Origin of the sequence: Collinsella sp. CLA-JM-H32, assembly GCF_040098165.1 — a bacterium.
Classification (GTDB): Bacteria; Actinomycetota; Coriobacteriia; order Coriobacteriales; family Coriobacteriaceae; genus Collinsella.
On sequence record NZ_JBBNMZ010000008.1, the window covers coordinates 15,572 to 31,924 of the forward strand.

A 16,353-nucleotide genomic window follows, 5' to 3' on the forward strand; every position below is an offset into this window, starting at 1 on the left:
CCTCGCATCTCATAAGAGGTGCGAGGCCGTTTTATGTCGCAACGGACCAGTGAGCTACGAACGGCGCGGCTCGGGAACCACGAGCCTATCGGGGCTTGCGCCCTCGGCATCCATCAGGCTCACGTAGCGAATCGACGGATCATCATACATCGCGTAGTAATAATTGCCCGTGCGCGCGCTAAAGCATCCGGTGTAGATAGTCTTCTCGAACTTGCCATCGCCCATCCTGGACGCCCCCTCAATCATCACCACGCCCTCAAGTGAACGGAACATGCGGACGACGTTTTCGGTCTCGCTCTCCTTTTGCGGGTAATTGGCATTGAGGTACGCCGCCTTTACAAAACGGCTCGGCGAATAGCAGTCACCCGGAATACCGCGCATGCCGGCGCCCGCGCCATAGGGCTTGAGCTCGGCGCCACGCCATGTCGCCGTCTGCGGAAAATCACTTGTGGCGGTGATATAGGTGCGCAGGTTTTCCATGTGCCACGGGAAGGTCGGCTGGTTGGCAAGGGTGTCGACCGGATCGTCGTATACATGCAGGCCGTCAGCCATCATCTCGACCACGATGCTGCGCTGGCTGTCGCCGATAATCCAATGGAGCAGCGACACGCCCAGCCCCTCTCCGGCAGATTTGGCGACAATCACCGTGTCGCGCAGCGCGGCCTCGACCTCATCGACCGTCGAGAACGTCGCTGCCACCCACAGGGGAAACTCATAGGCCGCGATATTGGTCTTTCCATCAACCGGCCCCTCGGCATACTCGGCATAACCCGGGAAATTGAGGCCCGCCACGGCGAGGCCCGCATCGTTGCCGCAATCGAAGAACATAGGGTAGTTCTTGTAATCGATGCACATACCGATCACCGCGTGTGCCGCTGTCGCGTCGTCGATAAACGAATACGGAATCTGAAACCCGCGCGGCATCACGCGAACCTGTTGGCCGTAGTCAAAGCTCCAGTCGAGGTTGCGGCCTAGATACATGTGGCCAGAATTATCGGTAAATCGAATACTCGTGCACATAGCGCCTCCTAGCTTTACGTTCTTGCTAATTTCATTGTCTCCAAACAAAAAGGCGCTAAACACAAAAGCCCGGACATGACAACAATGTCACGCCCGGACTATTCAAGCTGGATAAACTCAACCAAGTTAACCCCGCAGGTCGTCTAAGGGGTCAAAGTGCCGCAGATTGCCACGAAAGAGGAGCGCCGCGTACTAACGGTACGCAAGCGACGATTGAGCGGCAAGGTGCGGTGCTTTGGTCCCCTTAGACCAACTTGCCGAGACAGTGGTCGATCATATGCTGGATCATTTGTGCCTCAAAGCCCGCGTAGTCGCGGCGGCACTCCTTCATCTTGCCGTCGACGATCTGGTCAAAGGCAACCTTGCACTTGATATAGCGCGTGGACTTGGTGATCTCCTCGTGCGTCAGGCAGCTCTCCTCCATCTTGCTGGCGCCCAGGCCAAACACCAGACGGGGGTTGTAGAGCACATGGGGCTCGCCGGCATCGTCCAGGTAGACGCAGACCTTCTTGGTGACGCCGATCTGGTTAGCGGCAAGGCAGCCGGCATCGTCGAGCGACTTGATGGTATCGATCAGGTCCTGAGCAACCGACTCGTCCTCGACGGTCGCAACCTCGCAACGCTGGGACAGGATAGCCTCGTCGTGGCAAAGCTCTTTAATCATACGTTCCTCCATAGGGGTCGTTGTAACCGCTTAAGTATACGGTACCCACACTTTTTCATGCGAAAAATACCGTCCGTCTGCTACAAAGCGCCGAACATCAACATGCGAGGAACAACAGCGTCGTAAAGGGGCTATAGTGGGTGAGTTCGTGTCAATCGGCCTAAACTCGGGGCCGAACAAGGAAAGGGTATGCATGGACGAACTATTTCACGTCAGCGAGCGCAAGTCCACAATCGGGACCGAACTCCGCGCTGGACTGACAACATTCCTGGCGATGGCCTACATCATCGCCGTCAACCCCGCGGTGCTCTCGGGCGCTGGCATCGATGCGGGAGCGCTCGCCTGCGCCACCTGCCTGGGCGCCGGCATCATGACCATCTGCATGGGCATCTTCGCCAACCGCCCGCTCGCCTGCGCATCGGGCTTAGGCGTCAACGCGATGATCGCCGGAATCACCACCACCGTCTGCGGCGGTGACTGGCACGTGGCCATGAGCGTCATCTTCCTTGAGGGCGTCGTCGTCTTGCTGCTCGTGCTTTGTGGCCTGCGCGAGGCCATCATGGACGCCATCCCGGTTGTCCTGCGTCACGCCATCTCGGTGGGTCTGGGCCTGTTTATCGCCATGATCGGCCTGTGCGACGCTGGCATCATCACCGCTGGCGCCGGTACGCTCGTCGGCCTGGGCGACATCGCCTCCCCCACCTTTATCGTCGGTATCATCTCCATCGTCGTGACGGTTGCCCTGGCTTCCCGCAACGTGCCGGGCTCGCTGCTCATCGGCATCATCGTCGCCGTTATCGCCGGTATCCCGCTGGGCGTCACCCACGCCCCCGAGGGCCTCATCGCACCGCTCGACTTCTCGAGCATCGGTGGCCCCATCGCCGACGCCGGCGGCGTGCCCGCCATCGTCAAGGTCCTTACCGACCCCACGCTCCTCGTCATCTCGTTCTCGCTGCTCATGAGTGACTTCTTCGACACCATGGGCACCGCGATGGCCGTGGCCAAGCAGGGCGAGTTCCTCACCGACGACGGCAACGTCGAGAATATCAAGGAGATTCTGATCGTCGACTCCGCCGCCGCTGCTGTGGGCGGTTTCATGGGCGTCTCCTCCATCACCACCTTCGTCGAGTCCACCTCTGGCGCTGCCGACGGTGGCCGCACGGGCCTCACCTCCGTCACCACCGGCGTGCTGTTCATTCTCGCCGCGTTCTTCTCCCCCATCGTCACCATCGTTTCCAGCGCCGCCACCTGCGGTGCTCTGGTCTACGTCGGTTACCTCATGATGAGCGAAGCCTCCGAGATCGACTGGTCCGACGTGTCGCAGGGTTTCCCGGCGTTCATGATTGTCGCCGGCGTGCCCTTCACCTACTCCATCTCTGCCGGCATTGGCCTGGGCTTTATCGCCTACGTGGTCGTCGCGCTCTTTAAGGGCGAGGCCTCCAAGATCAAGCCGCTCATGTGGATCGCAGCCCTCGCCTTCCTCGTCTACTTCTTCGTGGCGTAACGGCATAGTCTGCTAAAGCAAAACAACAAGGCGCGGAATCGCATCGAGCGGCTCCGCGCCTTTCTTTTAGCGTCTGCCCCCGTGTCAGCGTGCGACAATTGAGGCTGTCAATTATCACAACACTGAGAGAAGCCTGCCTTGGAAGCGCATCATAAGCAGATAACCGTTTATTCAGAGTGTGCGGAAGGCGCGCCCGTCATCTATCTCCCCGTGGTTATGGGCAACGGTAGTGAAGTCTACGAGCGCTGCCGAGAGCTCGACTGCCCGCCGTTCACCCTTGTCGCCATTGGAGGGCTCGATTGGAATCGCGAGCTGAGCCCCTGGGAATGCGACGGAACTATACGAGATGCCGAGCCCTTTGGCGGACAGGCTGCTGGTTTTCTTGACGAGTTGTTGAAGCAGATAATCCCCCAGGCCGAATCATCGCTCCCGCAACCGCCCGCCTGGCGCGGCGTTGCCGGCTACTCGTTGGCGGGTCTTTTTGCACTGTGGGCACTTTGGCAAACAGATGTCTTTGAGCGCGTAGCGAGTGCATCGGGGTCGCTGTGGTTCCCCGGCTTTATCGACTACGCGCGCGAGCGCACGATGACGGCTACGCCCGACGCCGCCTATCTGTCGCTCGGTAAAAAGGAAACCAAGACGCCCAACCGCATGATGCGGCACGTACTCGACGATACGCGCGCGATGGAAAAGCTGTTTATCGAGCGCGACATCCCAACAACGCTGGAGCTCAACCCCGGCAATCATTTTGCCCAAACTGACCTGCGCATGGCGCGCGGCATCCACTGGATACTGACGCATTAAAAATGGCGTCCACGCGCACATACGCATGGACGCCATTTTTAATTTGGCTGAACGCAGCTACTATTCAGTAGTCTCCTCAAGCTCGGAAGTATCGAACTCAAAGTCATTACCGGGCAGGATGGCGTTGAGCACAATGCCCACCAGCGAGCCCACGGCAAGGCCCGAAAGCGAAATCGTCACGCCGCCCAGCTCCAGCACGATGGCACCGGCGGTACTGTAGGCAATGCCGAGCGAAAGCACGAGCACCAAAGCCGCAACCAGCACATTGCGGTTGTTCTGGAAATCAACCTGGTTTTCGATAAGGTTGCGAACGCCCACGGCACTGATCATGCCGTAGAGCACGAGCGACACGCCGCCGATTACACACGCCGGCATGGCGGCGATCACGGCAGCAAACTTGGGGCAGAACGAAAGCACGATGGCGCAGCAGGCGGCAATGCGAATCACGCGCGGGTCGAACACGCGCGTCAGGGCAAGCACGCCAGTGTTCTCGCCATACGTCGTATTGGCGGGGGCGCCAAAGAGCGATGCCAAGATGGTCGCCAGGCCATCGCCGAGCAGGGTACGGTGCAGACCGGGATCGGCAATGTAATTGCGTTCGCAGGTAGAGCCAATGGCGGAGATATCGCCAATGTGCTCAATCATGGTCGCAAAGGCCAGCGGCATGATGGTGATGATGGCCGTCGTGGCAAGACCGCTATCGAGCTGCGGTCCAAAGAGCGCAAACACGGTGTTGTCCCACACGACGGGCAAGCCAACCCAGGGGGCGGCTGCGACGCCAGAGAAGTCGACCTCACCCAACGCGGCCGCAACGGCATAGCTCACCACGACGCCCAGCAGAATCGGCACGATCTTAACCATGCCGCGGCCCCAAATATTGCAGATGACGATCACGGCCACAGCGACAACGGCAACAAGCCAGTTGGTCTGGCAGTTGGCGATAGCAGAGCTTGCCAAGATCAGGCCGATGGAAATGACGATGGGGCCGGTCACCACCGGCGGGAAGAAGTGCATGACACGCTTGGCGCCAAATGCGCGGAACAGCGCTGCCAGCACCGGATAGAGCAGGCCGGCGCAGACAACGCCCAGGCAAGCGTAGGGCAAAAGCTCGGCCTCGCCGTTGGGCGCAACGGCGGCATAACCCGCGATAAAGGCAAACGACGAGCCCAGGAACGCGGGCACCTTACCGCGCGATAGAAAATGAAACAGCAGCGTGCCGATGCCGGCGAACAGAAGCGTCGTCGAAACGGAAAGGCCGGTGAGCACGGGCACGAGCACCGTGGCTCCGAACATCGCAAACATGTGTTGCAAACCCAACACAAAAATGCGCGGGCGGCCGAGCGACGATGCATCGTAGATGGCATCGGTGACGGCGGGCGTCGAAGACCGGGACATGAGAGTCCTTTCAAAAAATGGAAGGGCGATCAGGCATATCGGATAACCTGCCCGAACGATACGATCCGAACCATTGTACGCGATACGCAATGCCTCGCACGCGCCGCCACCTGCAAACGCTAGCGTTACTTCCAAACGCGCTCGGCAATGCGCTTGACCAGCGCGATCTTCGCCCATTGCTCGTCCTCGGTCAGCTTGTTGCCAATCTCGCAGCTGGCAAAGCCGCACTGGGGCGACAGGTACAGATTCTCGAGCGGCACGTACTTAGCGGCTTCGCGGATGCGCTCGACGATAACATCCTCGTTCTCGAGCTCTGCCGCCTTGGTGGTTACCAAGCCCAGCACGACCTTCTTGCCGGGAGCGACGTACTTGAGCGGCTCAAAGCCGCCGGCGCGCGGCGTGTCGAACTCCAGATAGAACGCATCGACATTCTCATGTGCGAACAGGTACGGCGCGATGGGATCGTAGCCGCCCTCAAAGGCATAGGTGGAGTGATAGTTGCCGCGGCACACGTGCGTGTTGATGACCAGATCGTCGGGCTTGCCCTCGATGGCGGCATTGTTGAGCGCCACGCCCAGCTCGCTTACCTTTTGCAGGTCGACCGGGCTCATGCCGGTCTTGGACACAAAGTCGGTATCGCAATAGATGCCCCAGGTGCAGTCATCAAACTGGATGTTGCGGCAGCCTGCTGCGTACAGGTCGGCGATCACCGTGCGATAAGCGGCTGCAATGGCGTCGGCAAGTTCCTCATCGGTCTTATAGACAGCGCGCAGGCTCTCCTGCTGGCCGTCGCAGCGATCGAGCGTGACCTCAGAGAACGTCTGGATCGGCGCCGGAATGGTCTGGCGTGCGACCTGGCCCTCCCCCTCAAGCGCCTTGACGAACTTAAAATGCTCGACGAACGGGTGGTTCTCGCCGCTAATGGGACCAGTAACCACGGCGGTGTCGGCCGTCGTCTCCTCGTCATGGAACATATAACCCGTGCGTGAGGTGCGGCGCTCAATGCCGTTGAGTCCCCACATAAAATCGAGGTGCCAGTAGCTGCGGCGGAACTCGCCATCGGTAATCACCTGCAAGCCGGCAGCCTTCTGCTTGGCCACTAAGTCGCGGATGGCCTCGTCCTCGACGGCCTTAAGGCCGGAAGCGTCGAGTTTACCCGCGACATAGGCGGCACGGGCGTCCTTTACAGCCTGCGGACGAAGAAAACTGCCGACGATATCGGCGCGAAACGGCGCGTTCGGTTGAATCGAAGTGCTCATAGATATCTCCCTTTGCATTGGATGCTTTACTGGGACAGAGTATGAGCGCTCATATGACCATCGTAAAATATACGTTTATAACAGTTTGATATAGATGCTTCCTATATCAGTCTGGACTGCCATAAAGAGACTTGAACTGTGCGGAGCACAGCAGCCTAGATATGCTGACGAATCGCGTCGATATAGGCCCGACCGTAGCGCGTGAGCGTCGTGTTCTTGCGCGTGATGATGCCAATCTCCATGTACTCGTCCACGTCGAGCGGAATCGAGATAATGCCGGGGCCGTTGAGCTCGTGGCTGATCACGCCCGAGCATACCGTGTAGCCGTTGAGGCCCATGGCAAGGTTGAACAGCGTCGCACGGTCACGCACGCGAATATTCTTGCGACGCTCGAACGTCGAGGTCAGCTCCTCGGAATAGTAAAACGAGTTGTAGCTGCCCTGCTCGTAGGACAGGAACGGGTAGTCTTCCAGATCCTCGAGCGTCACGCTGGAGCGGTCCGACAGCGGATGGTCGGCGCAGACGAAGACATGCGGCGTGGCGCAGAAGAGCCCTTCGAACACGAGCTCGTTGGCCACCAGCATGCGCTCGATGACCTCGCGGTTGTGCTCGGACAGATATAGGATGCCCAGCTCGCTTTTCATGTGCGCGACATCCTCGATAATCTCGTGGGTCTGTTCCTCGCGTAGGGTAAAGTCGTAGCGCGCGGCATCGAACTCGCGGATTACATCGACAAACGCATTAACGGCAAAGGAATAATGCTGGCAGCTCACACTAAAGTGCGGCACCTGCTCGGACGTGCCTTTGTACTTGCCCTCGAGCAGGTCGGCCTGGTCGAGTACCTGGCGCGCATAGCCCAAGAAGGTCTCGCCCTCCTCGGACACAATGACGCCCTTGTTGGTGCGCTCAAAGATGTGCACACCCATCTCGTTTTCGAGATCGCGGATCGACGCGGTAATCGAAGGCTGCGACACAAAGAGCCGGCGCGAGGCCTCGGTGATGCTACCGCATTCGGCAACTTTGACGACATACCTGAGCTGCTGAAGCTTCATGGCTGTCTCCTTAGCTGTTCGTGAGATTCGCGTCGGCAGCACCCGGCAGGCGCATAAACGGCGGCATCTCCCCCGTCGCGGCGCAGGCGGCAATCTGATGCAGAGCCCCGGCAACCGCATCGTCTGCCGCAGCGCCGATATGCCAGCGCGCGGCAGCCGTGACGGCCTCATTGGCATTGGCGACTGCAACGGAGTTGGGAACGGCATCGATCATGGGCAAATCGTTATCGGAATCGCCAAATACGGCCACCTCGTCGGGCGTCAGGCCCAAGGCGCGCGCCAGCTCCAGCGCAGCGCAGCCCTTGTCCCAACCATCCGGAAGGATGTCGAACAGGCGCACTCGGTTGTTGGGAAACACAAGCGAGAGTTCCGGCACCTCAGCAGCAACGCGCTCGCGTAGCTCCGCGAGCTCCTCACGCGAACGGGCACTCCAGATATTCGCCTTAAACACCGGCGCGCCATCGACGACGGGACGACACGGGGCCTCTTCGCCTTTGAGCCACGCATTGCCGCCCGACTCCATAGCGCGACGCACACGCTCGGGATCGCTTGTCACGCAATAGGCATCGTTATTCCAAAAGTCATCGCCCAGGCTGTAGACTTTTAGAAATGTATCGTCGGTCTCTTGCTCCAGATAGTCAGCCAAACGCATCAGAGCATCGTTGTCGATTGCGCGCGAAGCGACTACTTCGCCGTCGACAAACATCACCTGGCCGTTACAGAACGCACCGGTCGAAAAACACTCGGAACGGTTTTTGAACATCCAGCCCATCGCGGACGGCTGACGACCCGAAACCGGCCCAAAGTGCAGACCCGCCGCCTGCATGGCATGAACACCCTCAATGGCGTAGTCGCTGGCGCCGTCATGCCCGGCTGGAATCAGCGTATCGTCCATATCGGTCAGCACAAGTTTGATCATAAGGCCCCCTCGGTCATTCTTAATCCCATCTATTGTACCGACCTGCCAAAAAGGGACAGGTTTATTTCGGCAGGTTTCATCTGGGAAAACGCAAAGTCCCAGTTGTTACCTGCCAAAATAAACCTGTCCCTTTTTGGCAGGTGCGCTAGTATAGGGAACAACAGATTCGATGCGGGAGTGCCGGCGGTGCAAACCACAAGGCTGAGAGGGCAATGGGCCCAATCCTTTGAACCTGTCAGTTAATGCTGGCGTAGGGAGCATGCCGCCTTTACAGGGGCGCTGTCTATGCACAGCGCCCCTTTTCTATGCCAAGGAGGCATGTGCAGTGATTGATTCGGAACAGCTTAAGCAACATATGGTCAAGGCCGTGGAGGAGATTCGCGCTACCAATCCGATGGCCGGTTCCATCACCAACACGGTGACGATCGACTTTGTCGCCAACGCGCAGCTCGCCGTGGGCGGATCGGCCGCCATGGTCTATCTGCCCGACGAGGGCGAGGCACTCGTTGCCGGCGGCGGCGCCATCTATCTCAACATGGGCACGCTCTTCCCCATTTACGAGCAAACGATTCCCCGCGCGGCCAAGGCGGCACACGACGCCGGTAAGCCCTGGGTGCTCGATCCGGTGGGCCTGGGTATCGGTAGCCTGCGCACCCAGCTGGTCAACGAGCTCAAGCAGTACAAGCCCGCCATCGTGCGCGGCAACGCCTCCGAGATTATCGCGCTCGCCGGCCTGTGGGGTCTTGAGGGCGAGGCGGCCGATCTGAGCCGCGTGCGCGGTGTCGATACCACCGACACGGTCGACGCCGCCCGTGGTGCCGCCGTGGCGCTCGCTCGCCACACCGGTGGCGCCGTTGTGGTCTCGGGCGAAGTCGACCTGATCACCGACGGCACGACGGTGGCCAAGTCTCACGGCGGCAGCCCGCTCATGTCCAAGATCACCGGCTGCGGCTGCTCGCAGGGCGGCGTGCTGGCCGTGTACGCCTGCGCCGCCGACCCGTTTACGGCAGCCGTCTGCGGCACCGCCGTCTACAACGTGGCCGGCACGCGTGCCGCCGCTGTCGCCGACGCCCCGGCAAGCTTTAAGGTCGCCTTTATCGACGAGCTCTACCGCGCAACCGCCCAAGACATCGCCGATAACCGACTCGAGCTCGAGGAGGCATAGGCCATGTCCGAGCCCGCAACCAATGCCGGCATGAACACGCTCGTCGCCGTGGCCATCGCCCCGTGCGGCACCGGCGATGAGCTATCCGCCGAGGTCGCCGAGGTCGTGCGTGTCATTCGCGAGAGCGGCCTGCCCAACCGCACCACCTCCATGTTCACCGAGATCGAGGGCGACTGGGACGAGGTCATGCAGGTCGTGCGCGACGCAACCTTTGTGTTGGCGAGCAAGGGCATCCGCACCGAAGTCGTGCTCAAAGCCGATATTCGACCCGGATTTACCGACACCATGACCGGCAAGCTCGAACGCATGGAAGCGCAGATCAAAAAGCAGGAGGAAGCACGATGAGCATCCGCGACAACCTTGATATCTCGGCCTATCTGGTACTCGGCCCCGAAAACACGCTCGGGCGTCCCGTGGGCGATGTGGTGGCCCAGGCGCTCGACGCCGGCTTTACCTGCATCCAGGTGCGCTCCAAGGTGGCAAGCGCCCGCGAGATCATTGCGCTGACGGGCGACGCCGCGCAGGCAATCGCGCAGGCCGGCAAAACCGGTCAGGTTGCCCTGCTGATCGACGACCGCCTGGACTGCGTACTCGCCGCGCGCGAGCAGGGTATTGCTGTCGACGGCGTGCACGTGGGCCAGAGCGATATTCCCGTCGAGGTCTGCCGCAAGCTTCTGGGCCCCGATGCCATCGTGGGCCTTTCGGCCCGCTGCGAGGAGATGCTCGAGTACGTCAAGACCGCCGACATGAGCCTAGTCGACTACCTGGGCATCGGCCCGCTCCACGAGACCGAAACCAAGCGCGACTGCGGACGCGCGGCCGACGGCTCTATCATCACCAAGAGCTTTGAGGACCTGGCCGCACTCCACGCGGCAAGCCCCGTGCCCATCGTGGTGGGCGGCGGCATCAAGACGGCCGACCTGCCGCAGCTCAAGGCCACCGGCGTCGATGGCTTCTTTGTGGTGAGCGCTGTCTGCAGTGCCGACGACCCCTACGCCGCCGCCAAGGAGCTCGTCGACACCTGGCAGCAGGCATAAGTCTAGGCCGAGCAGCCGATCCGCGGCCTCATATCTTCAGCAATGGAAAGCGCATCCCAGTTTGGACCTCCATTCCGGGATGCGCTTTCCGCATGCGGCTCCGTTGGGAAACCCCATCCCATTCCAGGCGCAAATTCTGGGACGCCGTTTCCAAAACCCGCCGTCGGGGAAACTGCATCCCGTTTTGGATGCCGATTCCGGGGCGCGCTTTCCGCTACGGGCCTCTCGCGGAAACCTCATCCCATTTTTAGCGCCGATTCCGGGATGCGCTTTCCGCCGAGTCCACGGCAGTTTGCTCTACTCTGCCAGATACGCTTCCAGCGCCGGCAAGGTCGCCTCCGCATCGTGGCGGCCGACCTGGTAGATACGCTCGAGCTCATCCGGCTCGCGGCACAGCGACGGCACCTTCACCGATTCGCTCGGCCGCACCACAAAGACCTCGCCGGCAGCCTCACGACGCGCCAAGTCATCGAGCGTGGCATTGTAGACCTCATGCCGATGATCGAGCGCTGCAACAAACTCCGGGTAGTGACGGAACACGCGCCGCAGCATGGGCATCACGCTGTTGGGTTGCTTCACAAAGCCCGCCGGCTGCGTGAGTACCACGATATTGCGGTCATACCCCTGCGCAAACAACCAAGCGCTGGGAATGGAATCAGCCACGCCACCATCCAGATACTTATGCCCGCCAATAGCAACGGGACGCGTCGCCACGGGAATCGCCGACGACGCCCGGATCCACTCGATATCGCGCTCGTCGCCATAGGGCAGGTCGTGGTAGACGGCCTTGCCCGTCTCGATATCGGTACACACGCACGTAAACCGCATAGGGCAGGCGCGATATGTCTCCAGGTCGATGGGATCGCGCTCGATGGGCACCTCGTGATAGGCAAAATCGGCATTGAACATGTCACCGGTTCGCAACCAGCTAGTCACACCCGCATAGCGCTTATCGGCACAATAGGCCTTGTTGTAGCGAATGGCGCGGCCGATCTGGCGCGATTTAAAGTTGTAGCCAAACGCCGCGCCCGCCGAGACACCCACCATATGGTCGCAGGTCAAACCGTGCTCCATCCAAACGTCGAGCACGCCCGCCGTATACATACCGCGGTAGCCGCCTCCCTCGAGCGCAAGCCCCACCGTGTGCGTCGTATCCGGCTGTGCCATGCGACCATCTCCGTTCCTGCGTTTTAAACCGGGACAAGTATACCCGTCAACATATATCGTCTCAGTCGCATTTTCATCGAACATCGCATCGTCGCGCTACCGCCTGTCGAATAATAGCCGTCCACAGCATGTGCACCCATATCCCCGCACTCGAGGAAAGCGGCTTTATGGTGACGCTCGACAAGCACATTTGGCAGATTGCGCCCGTCGACGGCGATCAAGGCCGCAGCACGCAGATCATTTCATCGATGCTCGAGATGGCGCAGTCGCTCCATCTGCCCGTCGTGGTCGAAGGCGTCGAGACAAATGAGCAGGCGAACGTGCTACGGCAAATGGGCGCCCGCGACGCTCAAGGCTTCCTCTACTACCGCCCCATGCCGGCGAAGGATTTTGAGGCATTGCTCGATGGTGGCAATAACAACTGGTACGCTCGCGAGCAAAACGCCACCGCCGAAGGGGGCATTTGTCTCCATTAGCTAACTTATATCCCCAATTCAAACCGAATTGGGGATATGATACAAACCATTGTTCCGCCCAAGGAGGTTATTCATCATGAACGAGCCATATCGCCTGGGCGAGCAATCGATTATTGCCTATCTCCAGTGACTTGCGAATGGCGTCTCGACCGCCGAGCTTGACGTTGCCGCCCTGCCCGTAGAGTTGCGCGGCATTGGCGAGCAGTTAAAAAAGACGCATGCCATCCTGCAACAAGAGCGCCGGCTGCTTGAGAGCAACGCCTATATCGACCCGCTCACCAACTTGGGCAACCGCAGCGGACTCGACCGTCACGTCGAGCAACTCTGGCGCAAAGGCGGCCCCTTCACCTGCGCCTATATTGACATCGACCATCTCAAACATTGCAATGATAGGTTTGGCCACGCCGAAGGCAATCGCTATATTCTGAGCATCTGCCGCACGCTCTCCGAAACCATGGAGCACGATGAGATGCTGTTCCGCATCGGTGGAGACGAATTTGTGCTTATCTCGCTCTCCGCAAACGAGACTGAACTCGAGCAGCGCTTGGAGCAGGTACGTGCCGGGCTGATCGAGGCGAGCTCAGGTGGCAAGGCGCCCATGATCGCCAGCTTTAGCTTTGGCTGCTCGCGCGTCGATCCACTTGCCGGCGACACGCGTCGCCAGATGACGATGGATGCCGATCGCAAGATGTATCGCTATAAGCTTATGCATCGCGTGCAGCAGCCGAAAGACGATGACGCGCCGCAACGCCCGATCGTCGACCAGCTTCCCTGCAACGACCGGGTGTTCCAAGCGATCTCCATGAGCTCCGAGACGCGCTATCCGTTTATCCTCAATCTCGATACTGGAGAATCGCAATGGTCGGTCAACGCCGTGCGCGATTTTGACCTGCCCTCCCAGCACCCTTTTAACTCGGTCGATATGTGGCTTGCCCGCGTTCATCCCGAGGACCGCGACAACGTACGCGCCGAGCTCGACATGGTGATAAACGGCACGTGGCACTTCCACTACATGCAGTATCGCGTAATGGATGCCACCGGAAAATACGTGCTTTGCGACTGCACGGGCTACCGCTTGGACGGCACCGATACCGAGCCCAGCATGTATGTGGGCATTATCATCAACCGAAGCCTAGCAGATACGACCGACTCGGTAACGGGCCTGGGCGATGTCCACGCGCTGGTCAACGCTATTGGAGAGATGCGCCGCGTGGCGCGCGAGGCAGGCTTTATTGCCATTAAGGTCGACGATATCGCCGAGGTCAATGCCCGCTTTGGATTCGATGCAGGCGACCGCGTGCTCGCCGAAAGCGCCGCCTGCCTCATGGATTGTTCGCGCGGCAAGGGCCGCCTGTTCCGCTCGACGGGGCCGACATTCGTGGCGCTTTTCGACGACTTTGATCCCGAAGAGACCGACTCGATCGCAGACGAAATCGAGCGGTTCCTGGGTTCCCCCGTGCTCATCGGCTCGCTTGAATATCAGCCACCCATTCGTGTAGCGACGCTCCATCTGAACAGCGTTGACCGACAGCCCGTTTCCATTTTGAACGAGCTCAAAGCGTTGCTCGGGAAAGCCGTGCAGGTGCCAGGTACCAAACTGGATTAGCACCGCGCCCGCGCCGCCTCCCCCATCGTGCGATAATCCTCTGCAGAAGCCACCAAAAGCAGAGGGAGTTTGTGATGAAGGTTCTTTTGGTCAATGGCAGCCCCAAGGCAAACGGCAACACCGCCCGCGCACTCGCCGAGGTCGCCGAGCAGCTCAATGCCGAAGGCATTGATACCGAGGTGTTTCAACTGGGCGCCAAGCCCATTCGCGACTGCATTGGCTGTGGCCAGTGCGGCAAGCTTGGCGGTCGCTGCACCTTTGACGACGACGTGGTGAACGAGCTCATCGCTGCCGCCGAACAGGCCGACGGTTTTGTCTTTGGCTCGCCCGTCTACTATGCGCATCCCAGCGGACGCATCCTCTCGGCACTCGATCGCGCATTCTATGCCGGCAGCAAGGCCTTTGCACACAAGCCGGGCGCTGCCGTCGCCGTCGCCCGTCGCGGCGGTACATCGACCACCTTCGATGTGCTCAACAAGTACTTCACCATCAACCAGATGCCCGTGGTCGCCTCCACGTACTGGAACAACGTGTTTGGTCGCGTGCCCGGCGACGCCGATGGGGATGCCGAGGGCCTTGCCACCATGCGAAACATCGGCAAAAACATGGCCTGGCTCCTGCGCTGTATCGAGGCAGGACAGGCCGCTGGTATCAACGCACCCGAAGCCGATCGCGCAACGACCAACTTCATCAGGTAGAACGGCGGAACATACTATGAACGTGCAAATCTTCGGGACTAAGAAGTCCTTCGACACCAAGAAGGCGCAGCGTTATTTTAAAGAGCGCCGCATTAAGGTGCAGTTTATCGACCTTAAGGAAAAGGAGATGAGCAAGGGCGAGCTCACGAGCGTGATGCAGGCGGTCGGTAGTATCGACAAGTTACTCAATCCCAAAGCCAAGGACGAGGAGATGCTCGCACTCATCCAGCACCTCACCCCTAGCCAGCGCTTCGACAAGCTGCTCGAGAACCAGCAGGTTCTAGCCGAGCCCATCGTACGCAACGGCAAGAAGGCCACCGTCGGTTATTGCCCCGATGTATGGGGAGCCTGGGAGTAGCTTGTGTTATTTGCCGGCGCGTGGGTATAAGAGCAGGCGTTTGGCATAAGATTCAACTGTAAGCCATGTCTAACAAAGGAGGGCACATGCCCAACAAACCCGTGAAGATCATCATGCTTACCGGATACCTCGGTGCCGGCAAGACCACGCTGCTCAACCACATCCTCGCTAACGACGGCGGCATCCGCGCCGCCGTGATCGTCAACGATATCGGCGAGATCAACGTCGACGCCAGCCTTATCGCCGACGGCGGCCTTTCCGAGACCGATGACCTCATCCCGCTCACCAACGGCTGCATCTGTTGCACGCTTTCGGACGACCTGGCCAACCAGCTGCAGGGCATCGCCGATTCGGGCAACTTCGATTACATCATCATCGAGGCATCGGGCATTTGCGAGCCTATCCCCATCGCCTACACCATCTCGAGCTTCTGCGACGAGGCCAAGGTGGGCGGCGAGCCCAAGCTCGCGCTCGACAACATCGTGGCCGTGGTCGATTGTGCCCGCATGTACGACGAGTTCAACGGCGGTCGCGACCTGCTGGCCGAGGATATCGACGAGGACGACATCGAAAGCCTGCTCATCCAGCAGATCGAGTTCTGCTCCACGCTGATCCTCAACAAGACCGATACCGTGAGTCCCGAGCAGATCGCCGAGCTTAAGGCCATCGTGCGCAGCCTGCAGAAGGACGCCGTGATCGTCGAGGCCCAAAACGGCGAGGTCCCCATGGAGGAGCTGCTCGACACCGACCGCTTCGACTTTATGCGCGCCTACAACTCCGCCGCCTGGATCGAGGCCATGGAGCATCCCGAGGAGCACGACGACCCCGAGGTGCTCGAGTACGACATCGAGACCTTTGTGTACTCGCGCCGCAAGCCGTTTGACCTGCAGAAGTTCACCGATTTTGTTGAGCAGGAGTGGCCCGACGAGGTCATCCGCGTCAAGGGTCCGCTGTGGCAGACCGGCGATCCGGACATGTGCTACATGTTTGAGCAGGCCGGCCACCAGATGCGCCTGATGGAGAACGGCCTGTTTGTCGACTCGGCGCCCGAGGGCGAGAAGCAGAAGATCATCGACGAGAACCCCGAAATCATGCAGATTTGGGACGACGAGACGGGCGACCGCATGACGAGCCTGTGCATCATCGGCCGTCACATGGACAAGGATGCGCTCATCGCCTCCCTCGATGCCTGCCTGACCGACTGGCACCGCGCCTAGGCTTATCCAAGC

17 protein-coding genes and 1 riboswitch are annotated in these 16,353 nt (G+C 60.1%); of the genes, 10 read left to right on the top strand and 7 right to left on the bottom strand.

The genetic code is table 11. The annotated features are described in order from the left end of the window. Positions 1-54: 54 nt before the first annotated feature. Positions 55-1,020, bottom strand: coding sequence for a choloylglycine hydrolase (gene bsh / locus AAA021_RS06070; protein WP_349088429.1), 966 nt, complete (start codon positions 1,018-1,020; stop codon positions 55-57). Positions 1,021-1,264: 244 nt separating this feature from the next. After that, on the bottom strand, positions 1,265-1,684 hold the full coding sequence (locus AAA021_RS06075) for a peptide deformylase (RefSeq protein WP_156598032.1): 420 nt from the start codon (positions 1,682-1,684) through the stop codon (positions 1,265-1,267). Positions 1,685-1,877: 193 nt separating this feature from the next. Between AAA021_RS06075 and AAA021_RS06080 the strand changes: the two genes are divergently transcribed. After that, positions 1,878-3,188 carry an NCS2 family permease gene (locus AAA021_RS06080; RefSeq protein ID WP_349088431.1) on the top strand — a complete coding sequence of 437 codons (1,311 nt, stop codon included), beginning with the start codon at positions 1,878-1,880 and terminating at the stop codon, positions 3,186-3,188. Positions 3,189-3,326: 138 nt separating this feature from the next. Next, on the top strand, positions 3,327-3,992 hold the full coding sequence (locus AAA021_RS06085; RefSeq protein WP_195544252.1) for an alpha/beta hydrolase-fold protein: 666 nt from the start codon (positions 3,327-3,329) through the stop codon (positions 3,990-3,992). Positions 3,993-4,052: 60 nt separating this feature from the next. Here the strand turns inward: AAA021_RS06085 and AAA021_RS06090 are convergent, their stop codons facing one another. From AAA021_RS06090 to AAA021_RS06105, 4 genes are all read right to left on the bottom strand, one after another. Then, the gene (locus tag AAA021_RS06090) at positions 4,053-5,387 is read right to left on the bottom strand and encodes a uracil-xanthine permease family protein (protein WP_349088432.1); all 1,335 of its coding nucleotides are present in this window, start codon (positions 5,385-5,387) and stop codon (positions 4,053-4,055) included. A gap of 125 nt (positions 5,388-5,512) precedes the next feature. Next, on the bottom strand, positions 5,513-6,646 hold the full coding sequence (locus AAA021_RS06095; protein WP_349088433.1) for a 5-methyltetrahydropteroyltriglutamate--homocysteine S-methyltransferase: 1,134 nt from the start codon (positions 6,644-6,646) through the stop codon (positions 5,513-5,515). A 155-nt stretch (positions 6,647-6,801) separates the two neighbouring features. Next, positions 6,802-7,698: a LysR family transcriptional regulator gene (locus AAA021_RS06100; RefSeq protein WP_349088434.1), complete on the bottom strand. Its 897-nt coding sequence runs from the start codon at positions 7,696-7,698 to the stop codon at positions 6,802-6,804. A 10-nt stretch (positions 7,699-7,708) separates the two neighbouring features. Continuing rightward, positions 7,709-8,617, bottom strand: coding sequence for an HAD family hydrolase (locus AAA021_RS06105; protein ID WP_349088436.1), 909 nt, complete (start codon positions 8,615-8,617; stop codon positions 7,709-7,711). 163 nt (positions 8,618-8,780) lie between these two features. Beyond that, a riboswitch (TPP riboswitch) is annotated at positions 8,781-8,891 on the top strand. A 51-nt stretch (positions 8,892-8,942) separates the two neighbouring features. On the opposite strand from AAA021_RS06105, the gene thiM reads away from it, so the two are divergent. From thiM to AAA021_RS06120, 3 genes are read left to right on the top strand one after another with little or no spacing between them, the layout of a single operon-like run. Further along, positions 8,943-9,782: a hydroxyethylthiazole kinase gene (thiM, locus tag AAA021_RS06110; RefSeq protein ID WP_238022525.1), complete on the top strand. Its 840-nt coding sequence runs from the start codon at positions 8,943-8,945 to the stop codon at positions 9,780-9,782. 3 nt (positions 9,783-9,785) lie between these two features. Then, positions 9,786-10,127: a thiamine-binding protein gene (locus AAA021_RS06115; RefSeq protein WP_225093307.1), complete on the top strand. Its 342-nt coding sequence runs from the start codon at positions 9,786-9,788 to the stop codon at positions 10,125-10,127. Then, positions 10,124-10,819: a thiamine phosphate synthase gene (locus tag AAA021_RS06120; RefSeq protein WP_349088438.1), complete on the top strand. Its 696-nt coding sequence runs from the start codon at positions 10,124-10,126 to the stop codon at positions 10,817-10,819. Before AAA021_RS06115 ends, AAA021_RS06120 begins: the two co-directional genes overlap by 4 nt. Positions 10,820-11,116: 297 nt before the next feature. Here the strand turns inward: AAA021_RS06120 and AAA021_RS06125 are convergent, their stop codons facing one another. Next, positions 11,117-11,986, bottom strand: a complete 870-nt coding sequence (locus tag AAA021_RS06125; RefSeq protein WP_006234518.1) for a patatin family protein — start codon at positions 11,984-11,986, stop codon at positions 11,117-11,119. Positions 11,987-12,114: 128 nt separating this feature from the next. Here AAA021_RS06125 and AAA021_RS06130 point away from each other — a divergent pair, with 128 nt between their 5' ends. The 5 genes from AAA021_RS06130 to AAA021_RS06150 all read left to right on the top strand — a co-directional run bounded on the left by AAA021_RS06130 (position 12,115) and on the right by AAA021_RS06150 (position 16,341). Then, the gene (locus tag AAA021_RS06130; RefSeq protein WP_349088440.1) at positions 12,115-12,462 is read left to right on the top strand and encodes an EAL domain-containing protein; all 348 of its coding nucleotides are present in this window, start codon (positions 12,115-12,117) and stop codon (positions 12,460-12,462) included. Positions 12,463-12,646: 184 nt separating this feature from the next. After that, positions 12,647-14,068 carry a diguanylate cyclase gene (locus tag AAA021_RS06135; protein ID WP_349088441.1) on the top strand — a complete coding sequence of 474 codons (1,422 nt, stop codon included), beginning with the start codon at positions 12,647-12,649 and terminating at the stop codon, positions 14,066-14,068. A gap of 74 nt (positions 14,069-14,142) precedes the next feature. After that, positions 14,143-14,766 carry a flavodoxin family protein gene (locus AAA021_RS06140; RefSeq protein ID WP_349088442.1) on the top strand — a complete coding sequence of 208 codons (624 nt, stop codon included), beginning with the start codon at positions 14,143-14,145 and terminating at the stop codon, positions 14,764-14,766. A 16-nt stretch (positions 14,767-14,782) separates the two neighbouring features. Then, on the top strand, positions 14,783-15,124 hold the full coding sequence (locus AAA021_RS06145) for an ArsC/Spx/MgsR family protein (RefSeq protein WP_349088443.1): 342 nt from the start codon (positions 14,783-14,785) through the stop codon (positions 15,122-15,124). A gap of 86 nt (positions 15,125-15,210) precedes the next feature. After that, a complete protein-coding gene (locus tag AAA021_RS06150; protein WP_035137003.1) occupies positions 15,211-16,341 on the top strand; it encodes a GTP-binding protein in 1,131 nt (376 codons plus the stop codon). Positions 16,342-16,353: the final 12 nt, after the last annotated feature.